Annotated in this window: 21 protein-coding genes and 1 pseudogene; 3 read left to right on the forward strand and 19 right to left on the reverse strand. The window is 37.7% G+C overall.

What is annotated here, in order from left to right:
• Positions 1–6: 6 nt before the first annotated feature.
• From deoB to MUB24_RS16170, 16 genes and pseudogenes are all read right to left on the reverse strand, one after another.
• A complete protein-coding gene (gene deoB, locus MUB24_RS16100) occupies positions 7–1,191 on the reverse strand; it encodes a phosphopentomutase (RefSeq protein WP_244705860.1) in 1,185 nt (394 codons plus the stop codon).
• A 94-nt stretch (positions 1,192–1,285) separates the two neighbouring features.
• Positions 1,286–2,590: a pyrimidine-nucleoside phosphorylase gene (locus MUB24_RS16105; protein ID WP_244705917.1), complete on the reverse strand. Its 1,305-nt coding sequence runs from the start codon at positions 2,588–2,590 to the stop codon at positions 1,286–1,288.
• Positions 2,591–2,645: 55 nt separating this feature from the next.
• Complete coding sequence (locus MUB24_RS16110) at positions 2,646–3,845, reverse strand: NupC/NupG family nucleoside CNT transporter (protein ID WP_244705862.1); 1,200 nt, start codon at positions 3,843–3,845, stop codon at positions 2,646–2,648.
• A gap of 229 nt (positions 3,846–4,074) precedes the next feature.
• Positions 4,075–4,800: a GntR family transcriptional regulator gene (locus tag MUB24_RS16115; protein WP_244705864.1), complete on the reverse strand. Its 726-nt coding sequence runs from the start codon at positions 4,798–4,800 to the stop codon at positions 4,075–4,077.
• Between the two features lie 244 nt (positions 4,801–5,044).
• Entirely contained in the window at positions 5,045–5,596 is a 552-nt protein-coding gene (locus MUB24_RS16120) for an NADPH-dependent FMN reductase (RefSeq protein ID WP_244705866.1), read from the reverse strand.
• A 213-nt stretch (positions 5,597–5,809) separates the two neighbouring features.
• Positions 5,810–5,947, reverse strand: a pseudogene (locus MUB24_RS23520) (nucleotidyltransferase family protein); the annotation flags it as partial.
• Positions 5,948–6,000: 53 nt separating this feature from the next.
• Entirely contained in the window at positions 6,001–6,972 is a 972-nt protein-coding gene (locus tag MUB24_RS16130; protein WP_244705868.1) for a tRNA dihydrouridine synthase, read from the reverse strand.
• A 442-nt stretch (positions 6,973–7,414) separates the two neighbouring features.
• A complete protein-coding gene (locus MUB24_RS16135; RefSeq protein ID WP_244705870.1) occupies positions 7,415–8,203 on the reverse strand; it encodes a class I SAM-dependent methyltransferase in 789 nt (262 codons plus the stop codon).
• Positions 8,204–8,280: 77 nt separating this feature from the next.
• Positions 8,281–9,015 (reverse strand): DUF2161 domain-containing phosphodiesterase, encoded by a 735-nt coding sequence (locus tag MUB24_RS16140; protein WP_244705872.1) that lies wholly within the window; start codon positions 9,013–9,015, stop codon positions 8,281–8,283.
• 94 nt (positions 9,016–9,109) lie between these two features.
• Positions 9,110–9,652 (reverse strand): GNAT family N-acetyltransferase, encoded by a 543-nt coding sequence (locus tag MUB24_RS16145; protein ID WP_244705874.1) that lies wholly within the window; start codon positions 9,650–9,652, stop codon positions 9,110–9,112.
• Positions 9,653–9,701: 49 nt separating this feature from the next.
• Positions 9,702–10,670, reverse strand: coding sequence for a phosphotransferase enzyme family protein (locus MUB24_RS16150; RefSeq protein ID WP_244705876.1), 969 nt, complete (start codon positions 10,668–10,670; stop codon positions 9,702–9,704).
• A gap of 48 nt (positions 10,671–10,718) precedes the next feature.
• Complete coding sequence (locus tag MUB24_RS16155) at positions 10,719–11,258, reverse strand: ribonuclease FAU-1 family protein (protein WP_244705921.1); 540 nt, start codon at positions 11,256–11,258, stop codon at positions 10,719–10,721.
• 52 nt (positions 11,259–11,310) lie between these two features.
• A complete protein-coding gene (locus MUB24_RS23700; RefSeq protein ID WP_396426768.1) occupies positions 11,311–11,493 on the reverse strand; it encodes a nucleotidyltransferase family protein in 183 nt (60 codons plus the stop codon).
• A 221-nt stretch (positions 11,494–11,714) separates the two neighbouring features.
• Positions 11,715–12,470, reverse strand: coding sequence for a nucleoside phosphorylase (locus MUB24_RS16160; RefSeq protein ID WP_244705878.1), 756 nt, complete (start codon positions 12,468–12,470; stop codon positions 11,715–11,717).
• A gap of 56 nt (positions 12,471–12,526) precedes the next feature.
• A complete protein-coding gene (locus MUB24_RS16165) occupies positions 12,527–13,111 on the reverse strand; it encodes an HAD family hydrolase (protein WP_244705923.1) in 585 nt (194 codons plus the stop codon).
• Positions 13,095–13,979: a serine/threonine-protein kinase gene (locus MUB24_RS16170; protein WP_244705880.1), complete on the reverse strand. Its 885-nt coding sequence runs from the start codon at positions 13,977–13,979 to the stop codon at positions 13,095–13,097. The genes MUB24_RS16165 and MUB24_RS16170 overlap by 17 nt, the downstream gene beginning before the upstream one ends.
• A gap of 355 nt (positions 13,980–14,334) precedes the next feature.
• Between MUB24_RS16170 and MUB24_RS16175 the strand changes: the two genes are divergently transcribed.
• Together MUB24_RS16175 and MUB24_RS16180 are read left to right on the forward strand one after the other, a co-directional pair.
• The gene (locus MUB24_RS16175; protein WP_244705882.1) at positions 14,335–14,919 is read left to right on the forward strand and encodes an RNA polymerase sigma factor; all 585 of its coding nucleotides are present in this window, start codon (positions 14,335–14,337) and stop codon (positions 14,917–14,919) included.
• Entirely contained in the window at positions 14,909–15,661 is a 753-nt protein-coding gene (locus MUB24_RS16180) for a hypothetical protein (RefSeq protein WP_244705884.1), read from the forward strand. Before MUB24_RS16175 ends, MUB24_RS16180 begins: the two co-directional genes overlap by 11 nt.
• A gap of 231 nt (positions 15,662–15,892) precedes the next feature.
• Here MUB24_RS16180 and MUB24_RS16185 read toward each other — a convergent pair whose 3' ends face one another.
• On the reverse strand, positions 15,893–16,861 hold the full coding sequence (locus tag MUB24_RS16185; RefSeq protein ID WP_244705886.1) for an SIR2 family NAD-dependent protein deacylase: 969 nt from the start codon (positions 16,859–16,861) through the stop codon (positions 15,893–15,895).
• Positions 16,862–17,900: 1,039 nt separating this feature from the next.
• Here MUB24_RS16185 and MUB24_RS16190 point away from each other — a divergent pair.
• Positions 17,901–18,554, forward strand: coding sequence for a FusB/FusC family EF-G-binding protein (locus MUB24_RS16190; protein WP_244705888.1), 654 nt, complete (start codon positions 17,901–17,903; stop codon positions 18,552–18,554).
• A 33-nt stretch (positions 18,555–18,587) separates the two neighbouring features.
• Here MUB24_RS16190 and clpP read toward each other — a convergent pair whose 3' ends face one another.
• Together clpP and MUB24_RS16200 are read right to left on the reverse strand one after the other, a co-directional pair.
• On the reverse strand, positions 18,588–19,166 hold the full coding sequence (clpP, locus tag MUB24_RS16195; protein WP_244705889.1) for an ATP-dependent Clp endopeptidase proteolytic subunit ClpP: 579 nt from the start codon (positions 19,164–19,166) through the stop codon (positions 18,588–18,590).
• Between the two features lie 29 nt (positions 19,167–19,195).
• The gene (locus tag MUB24_RS16200; protein ID WP_244705891.1) at positions 19,196–19,921 is read right to left on the reverse strand and encodes a sigma-70 family RNA polymerase sigma factor; all 726 of its coding nucleotides are present in this window, start codon (positions 19,919–19,921) and stop codon (positions 19,196–19,198) included.
• Positions 19,922–19,993: the final 72 nt, after the last annotated feature.

The following is a 19,993-nucleotide window of genomic DNA, read 5'->3' on the forward strand; positions in this document are numbered from 1 at the left end:
CCTCCTTCAAATTTCGTTCAAAAAGCTTTTTCCATGTTGTGGACTGTTAACCTGGAAATTTTCCGCAATGGTCTCACCAATATCCGCAAACGTATTTCTTATTGGTAACGATTTTCCTTCTGTGACTCCTTTATGATGTACAAGTAATGGAACATATTCTCTCGTGTGGTCTGTCCCGTGATGGATAGGATCGTTCCCATGGTCTGCCGTAATGATAAGTAAGTCGTCCTCTTTAAGTTTTCTCAATACTTCAGGTAATCTTGCATCATATTCTTCTAATGCTTTCCCATAACCAAGTGGATCACGACGATGGCCAAATTTCGCATCAAAGTCTACTAAATTCAAAAAGCTTAGTCCAGTAAAATTCATGTCCATTGTTTCTAGTAATTTGTCCATACCATCCATATTTGATACTGTTCTTAGAGACTTGGTTACCCCTTCTCTATCATAAATATCGGAAATTTTCCCAATGGCGATTACATCATAATTAGCATCTTTTAACTCATTCATAACTGTACGACCAAACGGTTTTAAAGCATAGTCATGGCGGTTTGGTGTACGTTCAAAATGACCTGGTTCCCCGACAAATGGGCGAGCAATCACACGTCCGACCATATATTCAGGATCATTTAATAATTCACGAGCGTATTGACAAATATCGTAAAGTTCTTCTAATGGAACTACTTCTTCGTGAGCGGCAATTTGTAAAACGGAATCAGCTGAAGTATAAACGATTAGGCTTCCAGTTTTCATATGTTCTGCACCTAACTCGTCTAAGATGGCCGTTCCTGATGCCGGTTTATTTCCAATAACCTTTCGACCAGTCTTTTCCTCAAGCTTATGAATGATTGCATCCGGAAATCCATCAGGAAAAGTTCTAAAAGGGGTATCAATTTGGAGCCCCATAATTTCCCAGTGTCCTGTCATCGTATCTTTTCCTGCTGAGGCTTCCTGCATTTTTGTATAATGTGCAAGAGGTTTCTTTGCTGGTTTTATACCTTTTAATTCACGAATATTACTTAATCCAAGGGCACCCATATTTGGCATGTTTAATCCATTCATATGTTCTGCAATATGACCTAATGTATCCGCTCCTTTGTCATTATACTTCTTTGCATCAGGTGACTCCCCGATACCGACTGAATCCATGACAATTAGAAATACTCGTTTAAAAGGTGATGTTTTGCTCATCCCTCTAGTTCCTCCTTTATGATCTACTTTTATTGTAAGACGTCCAACCTCTAAAGGTCAATAGTAGGGGTCCAAAATTTTGGACCCTCTATGTCTATTCAGAAATAACATTATACACTAATGGATTGCTATCGACCGGTTCGCTTGAAATCGAATAGGATTCATATATTTTCCCCATTACTTCCCCTACATCTTCTCGATTACTGTGAATAGTTACAAGTGAATCACCTTTTCGAACTTGATCCCCGATTTTTTTATTTAAAACAAGACCTACCGCTAAGTCAATTTGTGATTCTTTCGTCACACGACCCGCGCCTAAAAGGCTTGCCGCGATTCCTATTTCATTTGCGATAATTTCTGAAATATATCCATCCTGTTTTGCTTCCACTTCAAATGTGTGTGCTGCGGTTGGTAATTTTTCCGGTTCATCGATAATCGATGGATCGCCACCTTGTGCAGCAACAAAGGTTTTGAATGTTTCAATGGCTTTACCAGATTCCATGGCATCCACTAATTTTTCTCGTGCTTCTTCTACTGTTTCTGCTTTTCCCCCTAAATAAACCATTCGACTTCCTAATGTTAAACATAATTCTTCCAAATCTTTTGGACCTTCGCCTTTTAACGTATCAATGGCTTCTTTAACTTCTAAGGCATTTCCAATGGCAAATCCCAATGGTTGATTCATATCTGAGATGACAGCAATGGTTTTGCGGCCAGCCCCATTCCCAATCTGAACCATAGCTTTTGCCAATTCCTTTGCACTGTCAAGATCTTTCATAAAAGCTCCTGAACCGGTTTTTACGTCAAGTACAATTGCATCGGCACCAGAGGCAATTTTCTTACTCATAATCGAACTTGCAATAAGTGGGATGGAATCTACTGTCGCTGTTACATCTCGAAGTCCATATAGCTTTTTATCTGCAGGGGTCAAATTTCCACTTTGACCTACAACAGCAATCTTATTCTTGTTCACTAATTCATTAAATGTTTTACTATCAATTTCTACTTGAAATCCTTTAATGGATTCCAGTTTATCAATGGTGCCGCCTGTATGTCCTAATCCGCGGCCAGACATTTTAGCTACAGGGACACCAATAGAAGCAACAAGTGGTGCCAGGATAAGTGTTGTTGTATCACCTACCCCTCCCGTACTATGTTTATCCACCTTAATACCATCAATATCAGATAAATCAATCTGATCCCCTGACTCTACCATTGCCATAGTTAAATGGACTCGTTCTTCTGGAGTCATATCTTGATAAAAGATGGCCATTGCCAATGCGGACATTTGATAATCCGGTATCTCCCCTTTTGTATAACCCTGAACCGCAAAATCAATCTCTTCCTTCGTTAACGAATATCCATCACGTTTTTTCTCAATAATATCGATCATTCTCATCATGGTCACCCTTTCCTTCAGGCTATAGATGTTTCTCAAATTTTCCTAATTCTATTTATGAAAAGAACATACCCGCTACTGCTGCGCTTAATAAAGAAGCCAAAGTCCCGGCTAATACCGCTTTTAATCCTAGTTTAGCAATATCATTTCTACGACTTGGAGCCATACCTCCTAATCCCCCTAACAAGATTGCCATTGAGCTTAAGTTGGCAAACCCACATAATGCGAAACTAACAACAAGTGTCGTTTTTTCTGATAATACTCCAATTTCCGGAGCAAAGGAGGCATAAGCGACAAATTCATTTAGTACTAATTTTTGCCCAATAAAACTTCCTGCTTGTATTGCTTCTGACCATGGTACACCTACAGCGAAGGCAATTGGAGCAAATACATAGCCTAAAATCTGTTCTAACGTAATTCCACCGAAAATTCCTAAAATCCCATTGATTAGGGCAATGAGTGCAATGAATGCTAACAACATCGCCCCTACATTCAATGCCAATTTTAGTCCGTCCGACGCCCCCTTTGCAGCTGCATCAATGACATTGACTGTTTCCGTATCTTTTTCCAATTGAATATCATCAGAAATTTTCGCTTCTTCTGTTTCAGGCATCATCATTTTTGCCATTATCAATCCAGCTGGAGCTGCCATGAAACTTGCAGCAAGTAAATACTCTAGTGGTACTCCTAATAAAGAATATCCAACCAATACTGAACCAGCAACAGATGCCAATCCACCAGTCATGACAGCAAATAGCTCAGATTGTGTCATTTTCTCTAAGAATGGTCTTATAACAAGGGGTGCCTCTGTTTGCCCTACGAAAATATTAGCTGCAGCTGACATAGACTCGGTCTTACTTGTTCCTAGTAATTTAGACAGTGCACCACCAATGATTTTAATAAACCATTGCATAATACCAAGATAATATAAAACCGAAATTAATGCTGAAAAGAAAATAATAATTGGTAAAACGTGAAAAGCAAATATAGAGCCAAACTGATCACTATCCGCTAAAGATCCAAATAAAAAGCTAATTCCTTCATTAGCAAAATTAATAACATCTTGAACCCTTAGCGTAAACCATTGAAGGGCTTCCTTTCCCGCTTCCCATTTTAATACAATAAATGCAAATGTAATTTGAATAGCTAATCCACCAAGTATCGTTCTTAGTTTAATCGCTTTCTTTTTATTAGAAAAAAGAAAAGCTATTCCTAATACAACAACTATCCCCATGATACCCCATAGGATATTCATATTACACTCTCCTCTTTCATTTTTTGGGTATTCTATTTTTACCAGAAAATAGATAGGACGTCCAACTTAAAACTCCCATTGTAATCCCTTTTGCATTGATTACAATCCCATTTTAAGGTTAGACGTCCAACAAGTCAAATGTTTTTTAAAATATTGTCGAATATTGTTGTAAATTTTTACGAAAACTTTATAAATTCTTTTGATTATTCCTTAACCAGATTTTTTTCACCTACATGTGACGTTTGCGCAATACATTAAATGATATTTGAGTAGAATTAAAGAAGTTTATGGAGTAAAGAACGGGTCTATTATCTAAATCATAATGAATTTGACGCAAAATTAAGAGTGGTGTGTCTTGATCACAATTCATAATATCAGAGATTTCCTCGTTATAGCCCATTGTTTTAATTTCAGCTTTTGCATAACTAATCGTGATCCCTACTTCTCCTAGCGATAATAGTATTGACTCCTGGTTTAATTTATACCCTTTTTCAAGTAAATTCGCTGGAATTTTATCAATACAATAAACTAGCGGTGTCTCGTCGGCTGTTCGAACTCGTTTAACTAAAAATACTTGTTCGTTTTTCTCCAAATTTAACTCCTTAATGTCATCGCCATGTGGATCAACATAGCCTGTAAAAAGAATTTCCGTTCCTGGCTTTTTCCCTTGTCTTTCGATCATATCGGTAATGCTAAATAACTCCTCTATTCCACCGGAGAATATGGGCTTTTTATTCACAAACGTCCCAATTCCATGCTTACGGATAATGATATTTTCCTCTTCTAGAATTCGTAAAGCTTCCCGTAGTGTGTTACGCGAAACTCCTAATTCCTTTGCAAACTCCATTTCAGAAGGTAAACGTTCACCTGGTTCCAGCTTGCCTTCTTTGATTTTTTCCTTTATTTGTTCAATCACCACAAGATAACGAGGTGTTTGAAAATTATAGTTGTTCATACCTTCCCACTCCTTTTATGTCTCTCATTTTACATTTATTATAAATCGCTTTCAAGGTAGTTGGTGGCACTTCCTGAATTTTGTTAGATCTTGTAGAATGCTAAAGAAATGCGCAAGCGCCCGTTTTATATGGAAGAAGAATTGATTAGTGGAATATTAAAATGGAAAAAACTGGATCAAAGAAAAAACATATGTTCAATCACTTCAGTTGTAATTGACATCATATGTTTTTTAAACAATCCTATTAAGGTCTGTTTCTGTTCATTATCCCACGTTGCAGATAGATCATTTCTTCGGCAAGTTTTTGAATTCTCTCGGAAATTCGTTTATCGATTATTTCATCGCTTTCGATATCAAAGGAATCATTGTGGATGAAGACATTTCCTGTTGGAACTAGTCCTTTAAAATAAGATAGGATCGATCCTAAATGATATTCCAAGACAAGAAAATGTTTATTCGTCCAGCCTGTTGCCACCATCCCTGTCACTTTATGTCTAAATGCGTATTCGGGTAAGTGATCAAGCAGGTTTTTTAAAGCACCTGAAAGAGATGCTTGATAAATGGGTGTGCCGAATACAAGAAAATCTGCAGATAAAATTTTTTGGACAACACTCCGAGTATCTTCATTATAAGCTGCCAATGGGAGTCCAGCCGAAAATTCAATGTCGAAATCTCTCAAGTCAATTAATTCTGTCTCTACAGTCGAGTCATGGCGTCGAGCAGCAGCTAAAACACTATGTACAGCGACAGATGTTTTCTCACCAGCAAGTGCTCCAGATACACCGACAAGTTTCATTATTTTCACCTCTTTCCATATAAAGTGAAACTTCATTCAGTGGGGATTTTTTTCATCCCCACTGAATGTTAGTTGAACGAATCGGGGATTTACTGGCAGTTGATCCCCCACTTGCAATTCTTGTTTTCCCTCGAATTCTCGAAGTGGGGGTCTTACTGCCAGTTAATTCGGGATAAATGAAACTCATTGCCCTAATGCGGGATAAATAACCAATTAGTGATAGAATTTTAAGTCCATGTAATTACCAAAAGATAAGTCAGCAATATTAAATTTTACTATCACATCAATGTCACTGAATTCTTTTTGCTCCTCGCGGCTGTACGAACCGAATAAACCAATTCGCTTAACACCATATTTTTCTTTCCTGAGTTACTATTGATCATTATCTTGCATTGCTGAAGCGTTCACCTTTTGCCATTCTTTCCCTCAAAGCTATCGAGTAATACACGCACTTCATCTGTTGATTCTGTGTCCATCAATTGGTTTCTTAATTCACTTGCTCCTCGAAACCCACGGACATATATCTTAAAAAAGCGGTGCAATGCCTTGAACGAACGCCGCTCTATTTTAAAGTATTTATCATAGAGATCCAGATGAGACCTTAAGAGACCAAGCAATTCCTGACTGCTATGCTCTCTTGGTTCTTTTTCAAAAGCAAATGGATTGGTGAAAATACCACGCCCAATCATCACACCATCAACACCGTATTGACGGGCAAGACTCAAGCCTGTTTGACGGTCAGGAATATCCCCATTAATCGTTAACAATGTATCTGGTGCGACCTGATCGCGAAGTTTCTTTATCTCCGGGATCAGTTCCCAATGGGCATCTACTTTGCTCATTTCTGCTCTGGTACGTAAATGGATGGAAAGATTCGCAATGTCTTGTTTCAATATGTGTGTCAGCCATTCTTGCCATTCCTCTACATCCGTATAACCAAGCCTAGTCTTTATACTTACGGGCAATTCTCCTGCTTTGGCTGCCTGTATTAACTCTGCCGCAACTTCTGGTCGGCGAATAAGGCCAGAACCCTTCCCATTCTGGGCTACATTAGGCACAGGGCAACCCATATTAATGTCCACACCGTTAAATCCTTGTTTTGCCATACCAATACTCATTTGCCGAATGAACTCAGGCTTATCTCCCCATATATGAGCTACAATTGGTTGTTCATCCTCTGTAAAGGTCAAGCGGCCACGCACGCTATGGTGCCCCTCTGGATGACAATAACTTTCCGAGTTTGTAAACTCAGTAAAAAACACATCAGGGCGGGCTGCTTCACTCACTACATGGCGAAAAACAACATCCGTCACATCTTCCATTGGTGCCAACACAAAAAATGGCCTTGGTAAATCACGCCAAAAATTTTCTTTCATCTTCCCACTCTAATCCTCTCATCTATGGATAACAGACAAAGGCCCTTATCAAAATTAAAAAGCGGACATACGCCTGCCATTTTTATTATATTCATGACAATAGTATCACAAGAATATTGAACAGTACAAAAGACTGAATCCCTATTGGCACCACCTAATTCTGTGAGTAGAAATCATAATTTGACTCGTTTTATAATCCATTTCATTTATTTTGTTTTCTAACCCTCAAATTTTTCTGCTATCCAAGAGTAAAAAAGGGCAGACCACTCCCTTTGTGGCTGGTACGCGTTTTTTTCAGCCCGAAAACTAATTACTTCGAACATTTCGATAAGACATTCACGTTCACCCCATTTTGAAAGATGAATGAAGTATAGCACATTGCACATCCATTTTGATGTGCTTCGTACCAGATGGTATATGATAATTCCATTATACGATTATATTAAACAATTGCTCGAACTAGATAATACGATTGAGTGACCGCTAATCCCTTCTCCGTAGCTTTTTCCTCAAAAACCTTGGAAATCTGGTTGAGATTTTCATCTTTCACTTTTTCAAAGACTTTTGGTGTCTGGCCAAAACACCTTCGCTTAATAACGTCCAACGGGGTATGGAAATATTCGATACTATTCACAATCTCGATCTTAGAACTTGTGAAATGGCTTTTTTCTATTACCTGTCTAATCACATGGAGGACAGGCGTATCTGTGGATTCCTCAAAAAGGTTCGGGAATAATTGTGGAAACTCTTTTTGCGCCTCATCACCGGGATGCAAAGCAAGGATTTCTCCGCCCTTTTTTACGACTTGGGGCAAATACGGATAAACCGATGTCGGCCCTTTCCGAATGTATACGCAATCAAAGGTATCAGCAGCAAAAGGTAAGCCTTGTTTTGTATTGCCTACTACAAAAGAAACATTGGGTTTCCTGTTTCCATCGCCCACTTTTATAAACGCTTCGGTTGCATCAAGGCCGGTAATCTCCTTTGCCAGTGAACCACATTGATTGGTGAATTCTCCGTGACCACAACCCACATCTAGGACTTTCTTATTCTGAATCATCTGAGCAACTTCTTTATCAAAGACCGACTCCCCGTTTGGTTCCGTATGAGTGGAGTCCCAAGAATACTCATATATCCCTTGTATCCTACTAAGCTGGTTATACCATTTTAGCGAATGTGGGGGGACCCAATCAGGTAAATTGGTTGGATCGTAAAGTTTCGTCATTTTCATGGCTATCCTCCATTATTTGTTAGACTGATGCGTCTCTTTTTACTACACCGCATATTTAATTTATTTACTTTGCATAATTAATCAGACGAATTCTCTATTAATTCGGAATAATAACGAACAAGTTCTGGGTATTCATATATCTCTTTTTTACCTAATTCGCTGATGATGTATGTTCCTCTTCGAACTCTATTAAACCAACCATAATAGTTTTTATTAAGGATGGATAAGGTCTTGTCCCCAGTCCCCAAATTGCGTAGTCCTTTAGGCGATAACGGGCCAAAATGTTCAAGACAACAAGCAATGTGGATACAATTTTCTTTATATGCTGTCATAATTTTGGTATTATGACTCCCACCAATATTATGGTCTCCATGCCTCCCCTTAAGTTCTTTGAGAAGCTGGCTCCTTTTGTTCCTACTCCTTTCCATGCTCTTTTTTCGATCAAAAGAGGATGGGGGAATTTTTATCTCTACCTGATCATTATTACGCTCTAATGAAACGATGATCAGACCTAACTCCAGTCTTCTTATTAAGTAACATATATTTTTCCATTTCTTCGAATATAGACTGTACTTGGGTTTGGGAATAGCGATGTAAACGAGATCAGATAAGCGTTGTCTTATGGTAGCTTGTATAAGGAGTTCTACACTTAGATTAAGTTTTAATTCAACAATAATCAGCTCGTTCTCTTTCAAAGCGATTAAGTCACAATGGTTGACTTCTCCATAAACCTCATAACCACGTTGGATGAAGTAGTTTTGAATCGGCTGATATAAATGAGTTTCGTATAATTTTTCTGTTTTATGTTTCATCGCTTATCAGTACACCCCTAAAAAAAGCTGAGGATAAGTCCATTGCAGACCCTATCCTCATACTTTTACTTGATGAAAGTCCGATGACATATTCTTATTTCTCCGAATTATTAAATCGGAAAATAAGCTGATATCCATCAAAAGTTTCTCCATGTTGTTCCTCCATGTACATCCCATTCGTATAATTAGAAATCGTCTTTCTCCAAAATTTTTGCCCTACGATGTTTTTTTCTGATGGATTTGTAAACAATTCCCAATTCCCTTTAAATTGTTCAAACACTTTATTTGCCGCATATTCAGCAATCCCTTGCCCCCTTAAGGATTGAATTAAAAAAAATTCATTTATAAAATAGTCAATCCCTTTATTGCAATGTGGTGGGGTTGCGATGAGGATAAACCCTGCTGGTTTCCCATCTACTAAAATTAAGTATGGAAACAAAATATCTGGCTTTTCCCACCAAATATTTTGCACTTCATACTGATCACTCAATGTTTGGAATTCATCACTATCCTCGTAAATTCCATGTGAATTTGGAAGTCTGCTATAATGTCCTGATAGATCATACAGATACAAAGGATATAAGTTTTTTATCCTATATGCTTCATTTTTATCTGTTAATTGTACATCAATTTTCATTGGATTCTCCTTAATGATAAAAATTTGTCACCAACTAATCCCTTTACCGTTAGTTGAACAAGAAACGTTCCCCATTTAAGTATTTTCTACAAAAGTTTTCAACTACAAAGGGAGTGGATTTGGCTAATTCATTGTGTTCATTCCTGTTTTTAGATAGAAATGCAAAATTACGTATAACTGCCCATATAAAAAACGCCTCTAAAACTTCCGTATAATCTCCTTCTAATTTTCTTTCCTTCTGATAGTATGTAATGAATTTTTCCCTATTGTTTGGACTAAGGTGTAATAATGTTTCTGCCATATCAAATAAGTAATATCCGAAACCACAGGATGAAAAATCAATAATGGAAGGTTGTCCTTGGTTCATTACATAATTGCTTTCATGTATGTCTGAATGAATCACTCCCCAAGCATCCTTACTTTTACCCTGTGAATGAATGACCGATTCTATTTTATTCGTAGTCTTCTGTAATATTTTAAAGTCATCGATAGTTATTGCATGTAAACTTATCAATTGTTTTAATTGGGTTAGTGAATTTAATAAATTTTCAGCATTGTAGTAAGGCCTTTCAAATGTTTCTGGGACGCACCAAGTTAAAGAATTTCTGTGAAGAGTAACCAGTAAGTGAGCTAACTTTTCAATTTCTGCGTCAGTTGGTTGTCTCTTTAATGTTTCTCCTTTAATCCAATTTTGTAAAGTCCAGTAAGCATGATCACCCGTTTTATGATCATTTATTTTGGTAATAAATTGATTGTTTATATTTCTTATAGGTGTTTGAACTTTTAAATCTGTATTGGTTTCTAATTCCTCAAGCCATAACAGTTCGGATTCAATATAACGTTTAGATTTAGCTCCCATATGAAGTTTAAGCAAATATTTTTTCCCCTTAATCATGTCAATGCGAAAGGTAATATTATCACTCTTCCCTAAATATTCTACCTTTTTTATAGTATCTAAGTTGTAATACCTAATCAATTCTTCCTCTACCTTTTGGAGACTTGGCACTTCATAGTTCAAATACTTTCCCCCTAAAAATAATACTTCTATTAAGTTAGCAAAAACTGCTTATCCATATCCATTCAACAAAGCAAAAAGCGACTCATGCCCAAATCTCGTTTTTCCTTCTGTTAAAATTTGCATAAGAAGGTCATCAAGTTCGTTTGTTAATAAATGTAAAGATTGACGAACATATCCCTTTTCAAAATGATCAAGCGCCACAGGCAGCTCTTCCTCATCTAAAATAGACCAATCACCATTCGGAAAAACCAAAACATCGATAATCAGATCTTCAAAAGTGATAAGGGAATCTGTGATAGAGGTGTTTTTCACGATATTAAAATAGGCCCCCAAATAATGACCGTTTTTGTCTCTCCAAGTGTACAAATTATAAGGGCGATCTTCCCAATAATAAGCCAGCGTATAACTCCCTACAGGGATGGTTAAGGTTGTTTGATCAGTCACCATCGAAAAAGAATCCTGGATCTTATGAAAAAGGACCGCATGTTGCTTATCCTTTTGTAACAAAAAACAAGGATATTCCACAATTTTCGCGTCATAGCAAATTTTTCTTTCTATTATATTTGGTTGTATGGTATGTACAGAGATTGGCAAATCCCCCTTTTTAAAAATATGCGAATAAGATAGACTTGATCGTTCTTCATATAGGTCTTACCTCATTTAATATTTCAGATTTTATACTTTGATGAATAGAATTTTCTGTGACAACATCAACATTCCTACCCATTAATTTTATTTCTTGCTTAAACCGAATTAAATCGAATAAACTTCTTCGCTTCTCAAAACTTACCAATAAATCAAAAATCACTGTCATACGAATCATCTTGCAACCGACCCAAAAACGTTGATACTGTCAACACCATGTTCTTTTGCACATTTTAAAATATCTTCGCGATGAACTCTTAACTTTGTAAGAATAGATAAGAGCCGCCACTTCTGAAATACTCATTTATTGAGTTTAAAGCTTATTCTTATTCTATAACACCCTTACTACGAAGTATATATGACGGTGAACAATGATGAAAGAAAACCCTCTCAAAACACTCATTTAAGTTCTGAAAGATGGAGCGCAATTTCTCTTATTCTTTCATCCGTCCTTTCTTCCAAAATACCCCTATCTTCATTGTTTGAATAAAGCGTATCACCTTTACTAATGTGGTCCGATAAATTCAGTAAGCTTACTGCCTTTTTATTAAATCTTTTTGCAACCGCAAATGTGGTAGCTGTTTCCATGTCAACCCCAATATAGCCTTGATTAGCCCACTCTTTTGCCAATCCACCTGTTTCTGCCATAATGGCCCCTGTACTAAATACAGTCCCCGTAATGTATTTATAATTCTTTTCTTCACAATACTTAACAGCCTTTTCCACAAGCATTTCATCTGCATATACGGTTTTTTCATTAGGAAGATACCAATGGGAAACCCCATCTTCCATTACAGCAGCAGTTACAATGAAAATATCTCCGTATCGAATTTCATGAGATAATCCTCCGAAATAACCAGTCTGAATAAACCGATTGGTTCCGAGAACAGCAAATCTATGGGCAATCGACGCGGCAATTGGCCCACCGAACACATTCGCAAACCCTATCCTTTGTTTATTATACTCCCCAATAATCGCATTCCAGCTAGGGATCCATTGTTCTTCTTGTAAAATTTTTTTCCAATAAGAAATGTTCCATTCATGCTCCCATTCCCCATGTAATATAAACGATTGTGGTATTTCCTCTTCTTTAATTTTTAAAATGGACAACCAATCCGCTTTTGTAAAATCGCCATATAATTTCAACCTATACACCTCCCTAAACTAAGCCTTCCAGATAGGCGAACCTTTTTTCCAATCGACCATCAATATCATTGTGTCAATAATGAAGAAACCTTTTTAATCCACTCTCCCTCTTCATCGGCAAGCAATGTGTTCCAACATAGATGAATAGCCCCTTTAAAGTTTTTCTCTTGGTCATCAACAAATAACACTTTGCCGTTATCTTTTAGATAAAATTGAGTCTTTAAGTATATATCGATTTCTGGTTTACAATAACCTACTTCAGCAGAAATGGTCATACTTTTTATGTAATCTTGGACAGGGTTGATAAGATGCTCTATCCACTCTCTACGGTGATTACTTAACAAATGAATATCTGCATATTCACTCCATATCGGAATTTTTTCAATAGCAGGCAATGGTTTTATAATCGATAATAATTTACACCTTGCAGGTTCAATATCCATGTTGGGCAACTGACTTTTTAATCCGGACCAAAATTCTTGCTCGGCTATCCTCCCTTTCCATAGCTCTTCACGAATCCCTTTTCTAAATTCAAGCAATTCTTCATAACGCACACCATAAATGGTAGATAAGTAGCGCCAAAATGAAGGTGAAAAATTAGTGGCCAGTACTCCGGCGATGTCTAAGACTAAATCAGGTTTTACCTTCATTTTTCTCACTTGCCAAAGCTTCTTTCCATGCTTGGACAAATTCCTTCACACTTGCATAGCGATCATGCCACTCTTTTTCTACAGCTTTCATGGCCACTTCGTATAAGGCTTGAGGAGCCTCCCATTTATTTATAGAGCGGTCCAATTCCCCACCTACTAACGCAAATGCTGTTGCCCCCATTAGGAAAACATTCGTTTTTTCGTCGATTTTAGCTCCCTTTGTAAATTCCTCCGGAGACATAAACCGTGATGAGCCCCAAAGTCTGCCCATTGTATTGATGTAAGGCTTTTGCTGATACAAATCAATATCACATATTTTCATTTGATGATTCTTAAAATCGTACAGCATACTGCCATCATAGAAATCAACCGCCACATACCCCATTTCTTCCACATGGACATGGAATTCAAAGATCTTCCTTAACGCATCTAGTCGAAGTTCAATAGGCAATTGCCGAAAGCGAAAAAACGGGGATTCTGGATGTTCATATTTCAGTGGAGGGGGAAATTCCCAATGTGGGTGTAAGCCCTCTCCCTCAAACCAATCAAATACGAGCGCATACCCATTTTCAAGTTGAAAATGATCGACGAGATTTACTAAGTGCGAATGTTGTAAGTCTTCATAAATGGGGATTGCATCTTTTAACCTTGTGATCGCTTCTTGCGGCTCTTCAGCAAAGTGAACAGGTCTGGCTCCCGCATATTTCACGAACTGCTTTATCCCATCCTTTTCCACACCAAAGCTGATATTGCCCGAATCCTGTTCAGCAAAAACAGTGAATACCTTACCTAAATCTCGGATCCAAGCAAAATCATGTGGTTCTTTTAGCGAAAAAGACACGTGATCCAACGATACAAAACTGCTCATTTCATCCCTCCGATTGTTTACCTTTGTTATCTATATTCGATTCTAAGAAGGAAAAATCCTTTGACGGGGGTTCAAGATTCTTTCAATCTGTAACAGCTATAGATTGATACAAGTTCTCTTTTTTTGCAATACTTGTGGATCCTGCTACTATCAAAATAGTTGCGTGATCTACGTTATAGCTCTTAAGACATCCTATTCTAGATTTCCTTGGTTCAATTATTTGATCATGAACAGCATCGGGTAAATATTGATAGACCGCTAATATCATGAATCGTTTCAACGAACTCAGTATCAAGCTTTAATGAGTATTTAATAAATTGAATGAACCAGTTCTGAATTACAAGCGTCTTGTTAAGTGAAGGGGGTGAGTTGGCTGGAAGAGTTTACAGATGAATGGTTAATTCAACGTAGTATTCAAGGGGATCAGCAGGCATTCAGTCTTTTATGTCAACGGTATGAGAGTTCCGTGACTCGCTTTATCCGTTATCAAGTGAATGATACAGTGGCACGGGAGGATATTTTTCAAGAAACGCTGCTAACTTCATGGCGTAATTTAAATACTTTGAATAAGCCTGACAAGTTCAAAAGTTGGATTCTGCAAATAGCGCGTAATAAATGTAAAGACTATTATCGGCGTCAAAATCACGTTGATCAACCTATGGAAGATGAAGTATTGGAATATAGGATCAATCGTCACGGTGTTACGCACCAGAAAAAAAGTTCATTAATTGAAAGAGTACTAGAGGAAATGGAGGAGATATCTCCTGCTGAAAAACAATTGCTTCGATACTTTTATTTCCAAGGTATGACAGTAGCCGAAGTTGCTGTAAAAAACGGGGTACCGATTGGGACTATTAAAAGCCGATTGCACACTGCCCGACAACACATTAGAAGAAAGCTAGATCTAAATAATGAGAGGAGTCCAGAAGATGAACAATAAAATCATATATGATGAATTCCCGGAGAAATGCCCACCAATCCATATACAGCCACTAGATAAGAAGACTATTACTGTAGATTTTCCTGAATTACGCTGGTGGTTTGCTATTCCAGAGGTGGGTTATCAGTGCAAATGGGCACAGTATAATGTCGCACAAGGGGCACTAGAGGTCACCGTTGACATGAAAGCAACTGGTGAGGCTGTCATCCATGACATTCGTGGCATTGAATTTGAAGTGACTAAACGTGAAAAGAAAAACCATTGGAAACCTGAAATAATGCGTATGTATGCCCGACTAACTAAACAAACGGTCCAGTGGCTAGCTGTTTTTAACATACAAAGCAATGTTAGAATACTAAGAACGTTTTTAGATGAGCATTTTGAAGAAGATTGGGGTCCTGAAGAACAACGCCTGATTACCGGGGATGAAAAGTTTGGTTATACGATGGCAAATGTCCGAATTGGAGAGCAAAATTTCGAGTGTCTACGGGTAGTGGAAATTGATTACCAAGGTAATGATAGCCCTGATGAGGAGGGGATATTAATAGAAACATTTATCTCTACCGCAGGCCGCGCAGTTCTTACAAGAAGATATAATGGGCGCAAATGGGCATTGAAAAAGGGAGAATTTGCACAAGGAGAACAACCTTGGGATGAGCGTTATCCAGACAACCACAAGATAATTTTAGAGGGACAGACCTATGTTCATTGGTATGATTATGTTCCTGAGTCTGTGATTTAAACCTCTCGTTTTGAAAGATGTTTTTAATTAAAAGACACCGAATGTATTAGAACAAATTGGTTAGCTATCGGTCCTTATTCTAGAGACTGTGAGGAATTTTGACCTCATATGACCTGCAATTCTCCAGTATGCATTCGGAGTACCGTTAGTTTTTCTGACTAGCGGTATTTTTATTGATTCTTAATAGGGCTTCTTTCTTTTAAGCGAATACTCGTTAATTAATCGACTCCATTAACTTCTTTTCATCACAGACTCGGACCGTATTATATGAAGAATTTTCTCCGAATCCCCTTCTACATAATAGTCATTCGTATCCAAATACAAAGGTGGGCTTACATTAATTGCGATAATACAACCGTCATCATTTCTTGTTTTAAATTCTTCCACAACGATTCCCACTCCCTCATCACCTAAGCCAATAGTGAGGATTATATCGTATTCCTCTAAACTTGGAATATCAACCCTTTCGGAATTTGTTTGATAAATTGGTTTCATGCCTGTTTTTTCATGTAGTCCATCTATATTTCCGGTGGCTAGTACAAATCCGTATTGATCACATAATTCTTTTATGTACCAATGATTTTGGTTAGGTTTGGAGGCAGTGAAGTGGCGATAGTATTCTCTTGCCTTTTCTATTCGAATACTTGTCTTATTTTCAATAATATCTAGAAAATATTGTTCTGGTGGGTGAAATATACTTTGTTGAAGGGACATTATTCCATCAAGATCAGGAACTTCTGAAGCAATGGATATTCCTGCTCCGGTAAAAACTAATACATTTTTTCCCTGAAGTAGTTTCATTACCTCGTTTGGTTGTATTTTCTTATAGTTTCGATTGGTTGAATGATCTTCATAGTTTTCGACACTGGTCTGTGGAACCTCTTGTTGTTCTAGGTAAAAATTCTTCAGTAAATCGGTTAGAACAACTGGAGAGTTAGGTGTCCAGCAAGCAGACAACCCTTTAAGTGGAACACATTGTCCGTCATCTTGTTGAACGATTTCCCCCTCTGCTGTTAAAAAGTCATTGGATTGAAAGTTGATCTTTGAAAGATTGTTTATCTTTTTTTGAACATATTCTGGAATAACAGTTGTGATCATGGCAAAACAAAGCCTGAATTCTCCACGATTATGCATTGCTCCTAAAATGGTCAAAGTCTTGCTTTCAAAATCATATTTCGAGTTACAAGCAAAGTATGACATTTTATCCCCCCTTTTCTTCAAATAACATGAATTCAGAATAGTCCCTCTTACATTATTCAATATAGGTGGTAAACTTGCCTGCTTTTTTCACCTAAAACTTTGAAATTGTTCCAAAACCCACTATTTACGGAGCGTATAGCACAGGCGGTATACATTGCAACTAACAAGAGCAAACCCAAATCGAACAAGCGATGATTTCGATTACTTGTTCAACATTCTCCACCTGTAACATAAATAATCGCTCAAGTTTTTAATACTTTTAAAATTTCCTAAACCAGAACAAAAGTGCAAGTGCCTGTTTAGCGATGTTCGGTATATGAAAAGACATTGCGGACCTTTATTCGTCGTTGAGATGGATTTATTCGCCGTCATCCGTTTTTATTCGTCGTCAGGCTATTTTTACTCGTCGTACTCTGTCTTTATTCGTCATCATGCTACTTTTATTCGCCGTTATGACTTTCATGTTATGAATAAACTCGGTGCAAGGCACCTGGTCTAGGCATAGACCGCAATTCACAAGCTGAGATTTTCATACGCTAGACCATAAAAATAAAGCGTAGACAAAGTTAGTACACTTTATCTATGCTTTGACAGTTTGAAACTCAGGTTTTCACTGCGACTTCTTCAGTTTTTCTCCTACCTGTGAATTTTTAAGATTCCTTTTAAAATGACTCGATAGTTCCAATAATAATCACCGCATACCCGGTGTTAGTCCTTGTCGTTAATCTATACCATAAAACAGCAATATAAAATATTTTTTCATGGATTCGAACTTCTTCGATCCTATTCAGCCCTATTGATAGCTTTTCTACATACAAAAAAGGTTCCAAACCACCTCAATCTGTTGTATAATACCAACAGAATTACCGGAGGTGATAGAAAATGGCGAATAACCTGCCGCCAGAATTGGTAGCGTCTCATGCAAAGCCTATTAGTGAAAAGGCGATTCTTTGCATGGGATGGACAACTAGATAAATCGCCTAATCGATAATGGCTTTGCCCCTTATTTCCAATGAATTAAAATAAGGAGCTGTAAACAATGACAAGCCATATAAAAATAGAACCATTTATTCGAAGTGATCAATATCACTTTATAAAATTCCAAGTAAAAAATCTGGTGCATGCTTATTCCACTGTGAAAGATCCAAATGTCTTAAAGGCGGTAAAATATGGTGCTCTCGATAAAGTGATTGATTTGTTTCCGGAAATTCCTGAGAATCAAGCAGAGATTTTCCATACAATCACGGAAATCGAAGAAGACCATCAACCCAATCAATATTTAACCGAGCTTAAGGAATACGTGATTCCGTTCAAATCGGTTACGGAAAAAACAGTGAGTAAGTTATTTCCTAAAGCTAAAAAATTAAAACTTCCTTCCTCTTTAAAGGAAATTGATTTTAGGGAAATCTCTTACTTGGGCTGGTATGATATCCGCTCAGAGAAAAAATTTCTCATTTTCAATGATAATGGAAAATTATTTGGGGTTCATGGGACTTTTAGACATACAACGAAAGGCATTTGTGCATTATGTAATGGTCATGAAGAAGTTGGGTTGTTCATGGCCAATGTCAAAAGTGGCAAAGAAACGTACACCAATAGAGGAAATTATATTTGCACAGATAGTCAAACATGCAACCAGAACTTGCGGACATTAGATAAGCTCGAACATTTTATTGAGCTGGTAAAAAAATAACAGAGGGAAATCCCCTCTGTTATTTTGTATAGTTCATTTCTTTAAAACCTCATCAATAATCCCATAATCTTTCGCTTCTTCCGCGCTCATAAAATAATCCCGATCCGTATCCCTTGCCACTCTTTCAACAGGCTGTCCGGTTCTGTCTGCAATCATTTGGTTAATTTTAGCCTTCAGCTTTAAAATTCTCTTCGCCGATATTTCAATATCTGTTGCTTGCCCCTTTGTCCCTCCAAGTGGTTGATGAATCATAATTTCGCTATTTGGCAGGGCAAGGCGCTTACCTTTTGTACCAGCTAAAACAAGCATGGCGCCGAAAGATGCGGCCATCCCCGTACAGATTGTTCGCACATTTGGCCGGATGTAGGCCATCGTATCTAATATCGCAAAACCCGCACTTGTGGAGCCACCAGGACTGTTAATATATAAGGAAATATCTTTTTCCGGATTTTCCGCTTCTAAAAACAACAACTGTGCGACAATGGTATTGGCCATGGCATCGTTGATTTCTTCACCAATCATAATGATGCGATCCTTTAACAAACGGGAGTAGATATCATAAGAGCGCTCCCCGCGACTTGATTGTTCGATCACATATGGAATTGGATTCATATACAAAACTCCTCCTTTTCAGCGTAAAGCTATGCAGCCATAGAGAGTGTGCTTGACGGAGAATAGTTTGAATACGCATATTTTTCCTGTAAAACCATATAAGGCACTCCTGTTTCCTTTGTTAAGATCCGAATAGTGGGAATGGCATGGATCAAGACTGTTGGATCCTGTGATTTTACTGCTTGATGGAACAGCTCATAAAGCTGCTCCCGCTCTTCATCATCCCAGTACAATTCATTGGAAAAGGATTTTTTTTCTTCATGCCTTTTCTCCAGTCTTTTTCTTGCTCGATAAAGGGTCGCCTTTACAGCTACTTCCGATGTGTCCATTAAGTTCGCAATTTCTTTTACTTGAAATTGAAAGCCATCTTTCAGCATCACCATAACGGCCTGTTTAGGGGTTAATTCTCTTATCAAAAAGTCAACCACATCTATGACAGAACTAGTGTCTTTCGGATTTTCCTCTAATTCGGTTAAAGATGTACTCGTTTCATATTTCCTTTTTCGGACTGTGTCAATCCATAGGTTATAAGCCATTTTTTTCAATAAGGCAGGAGAGATCTCGTCTCTATGAGCATAATGCTTCAGTGCTTTCACGATGACCTCTTGTGCTATATCCTCCCCATCCCATTTACTTTGAGAAAGATAGTGGCAATATTGCTGCAACTGCGGAAGCATTGCCATAAGATTCTGTCCCAACGCATGTTGAGTGGGATGGAGAGTTTTACTGGATGTATCAACACGCTTTTCAACCATTTCATTCACTCCTTTTCGCACCTCTCTATTTACTAAACGTTTGAGCAGACTATATAGATATGGGGGGCAAAA

The organism is Lederbergia sp. NSJ-179 (assembly GCF_022867885.1).
Classification (GTDB): domain Bacteria; phylum Bacillota; class Bacilli; order Bacillales; family Bacillaceae_C; genus Lederbergia.

What these genes read in the sequence shown, in the direction of transcription:
- deoB (WP_244705860.1), bottom strand. Translation starts at nt 1,191, where the DNA reads ATGAGCAAAACATCACCTTTTAAACGAGTATTTCTAATTGTCATGGAT.
- MUB24_RS16105 (WP_244705917.1), bottom strand. Translation starts at nt 2,590, where the DNA reads ATGAGAATGATCGATATTATTGAGAAAAAACGTGATGGATATTCGTTA.
- MUB24_RS16110 (WP_244705862.1), bottom strand. Translation starts at nt 3,845, where the DNA reads ATGAATATCCTATGGGGTATCATGGGGATAGTTGTTGTATTAGGAATA.
- MUB24_RS16115 (WP_244705864.1), bottom strand. Translation starts at nt 4,800, where the DNA reads ATGAACAACTATAATTTTCAAACACCTCGTTATCTTGTGGTGATTGAA.
- MUB24_RS16120 (WP_244705866.1), bottom strand. Translation starts at nt 5,596, where the DNA reads ATGAAACTTGTCGGTGTATCTGGAGCACTTGCTGGTGAGAAAACATCT.
- MUB24_RS16130 (WP_244705868.1), bottom strand. Translation starts at nt 6,972, where the DNA reads ATGAAAGAAAATTTTTGGCGTGATTTACCAAGGCCATTTTTTGTGTTG.
- MUB24_RS16135 (WP_244705870.1), bottom strand. Translation starts at nt 8,203, where the DNA reads ATGAAAATGACGAAACTTTACGATCCAACCAATTTACCTGATTGGGTC.
- MUB24_RS16140 (WP_244705872.1), bottom strand. Translation starts at nt 9,015, where the DNA reads ATGAAACATAAAACAGAAAAATTATACGAAACTCATTTATATCAGCCG.
- MUB24_RS16145 (WP_244705874.1), bottom strand. Translation starts at nt 9,652, where the DNA reads ATGAAAATTGATGTACAATTAACAGATAAAAATGAAGCATATAGGATA.
- MUB24_RS23700 (WP_396426768.1), bottom strand. Translation starts at nt 11,493, where the DNA reads ATGATTCGTATGACAGTGATTTTTGATTTATTGGTAAGTTTTGAGAAG.
- MUB24_RS16165 (WP_244705923.1), bottom strand. Translation starts at nt 13,111, where the DNA reads ATGAAGGTAAAACCTGATTTAGTCTTAGACATCGCCGGAGTACTGGCC.
- MUB24_RS16170 (WP_244705880.1), bottom strand. Translation starts at nt 13,979, where the DNA reads ATGAGCAGTTTTGTATCGTTGGATCACGTGTCTTTTTCGCTAAAAGAA.
- MUB24_RS16180 (WP_244705884.1), top strand. Translation starts at nt 14,909, where the DNA reads ATGAACAATAAAATCATATATGATGAATTCCCGGAGAAATGCCCACCA.
- MUB24_RS16185 (WP_244705886.1), bottom strand. Translation starts at nt 16,861, where the DNA reads ATGTCATACTTTGCTTGTAACTCGAAATATGATTTTGAAAGCAAGACT.
- MUB24_RS16190 (WP_244705888.1), top strand. Translation starts at nt 17,901, where the DNA reads ATGACAAGCCATATAAAAATAGAACCATTTATTCGAAGTGATCAATAT.
- clpP (WP_244705889.1), bottom strand. Translation starts at nt 19,166, where the DNA reads ATGAATCCAATTCCATATGTGATCGAACAATCAAGTCGCGGGGAGCGC.
- MUB24_RS16200 (WP_244705891.1), bottom strand. Translation starts at nt 19,921, where the DNA reads ATGGTTGAAAAGCGTGTTGATACATCCAGTAAAACTCTCCATCCCACT.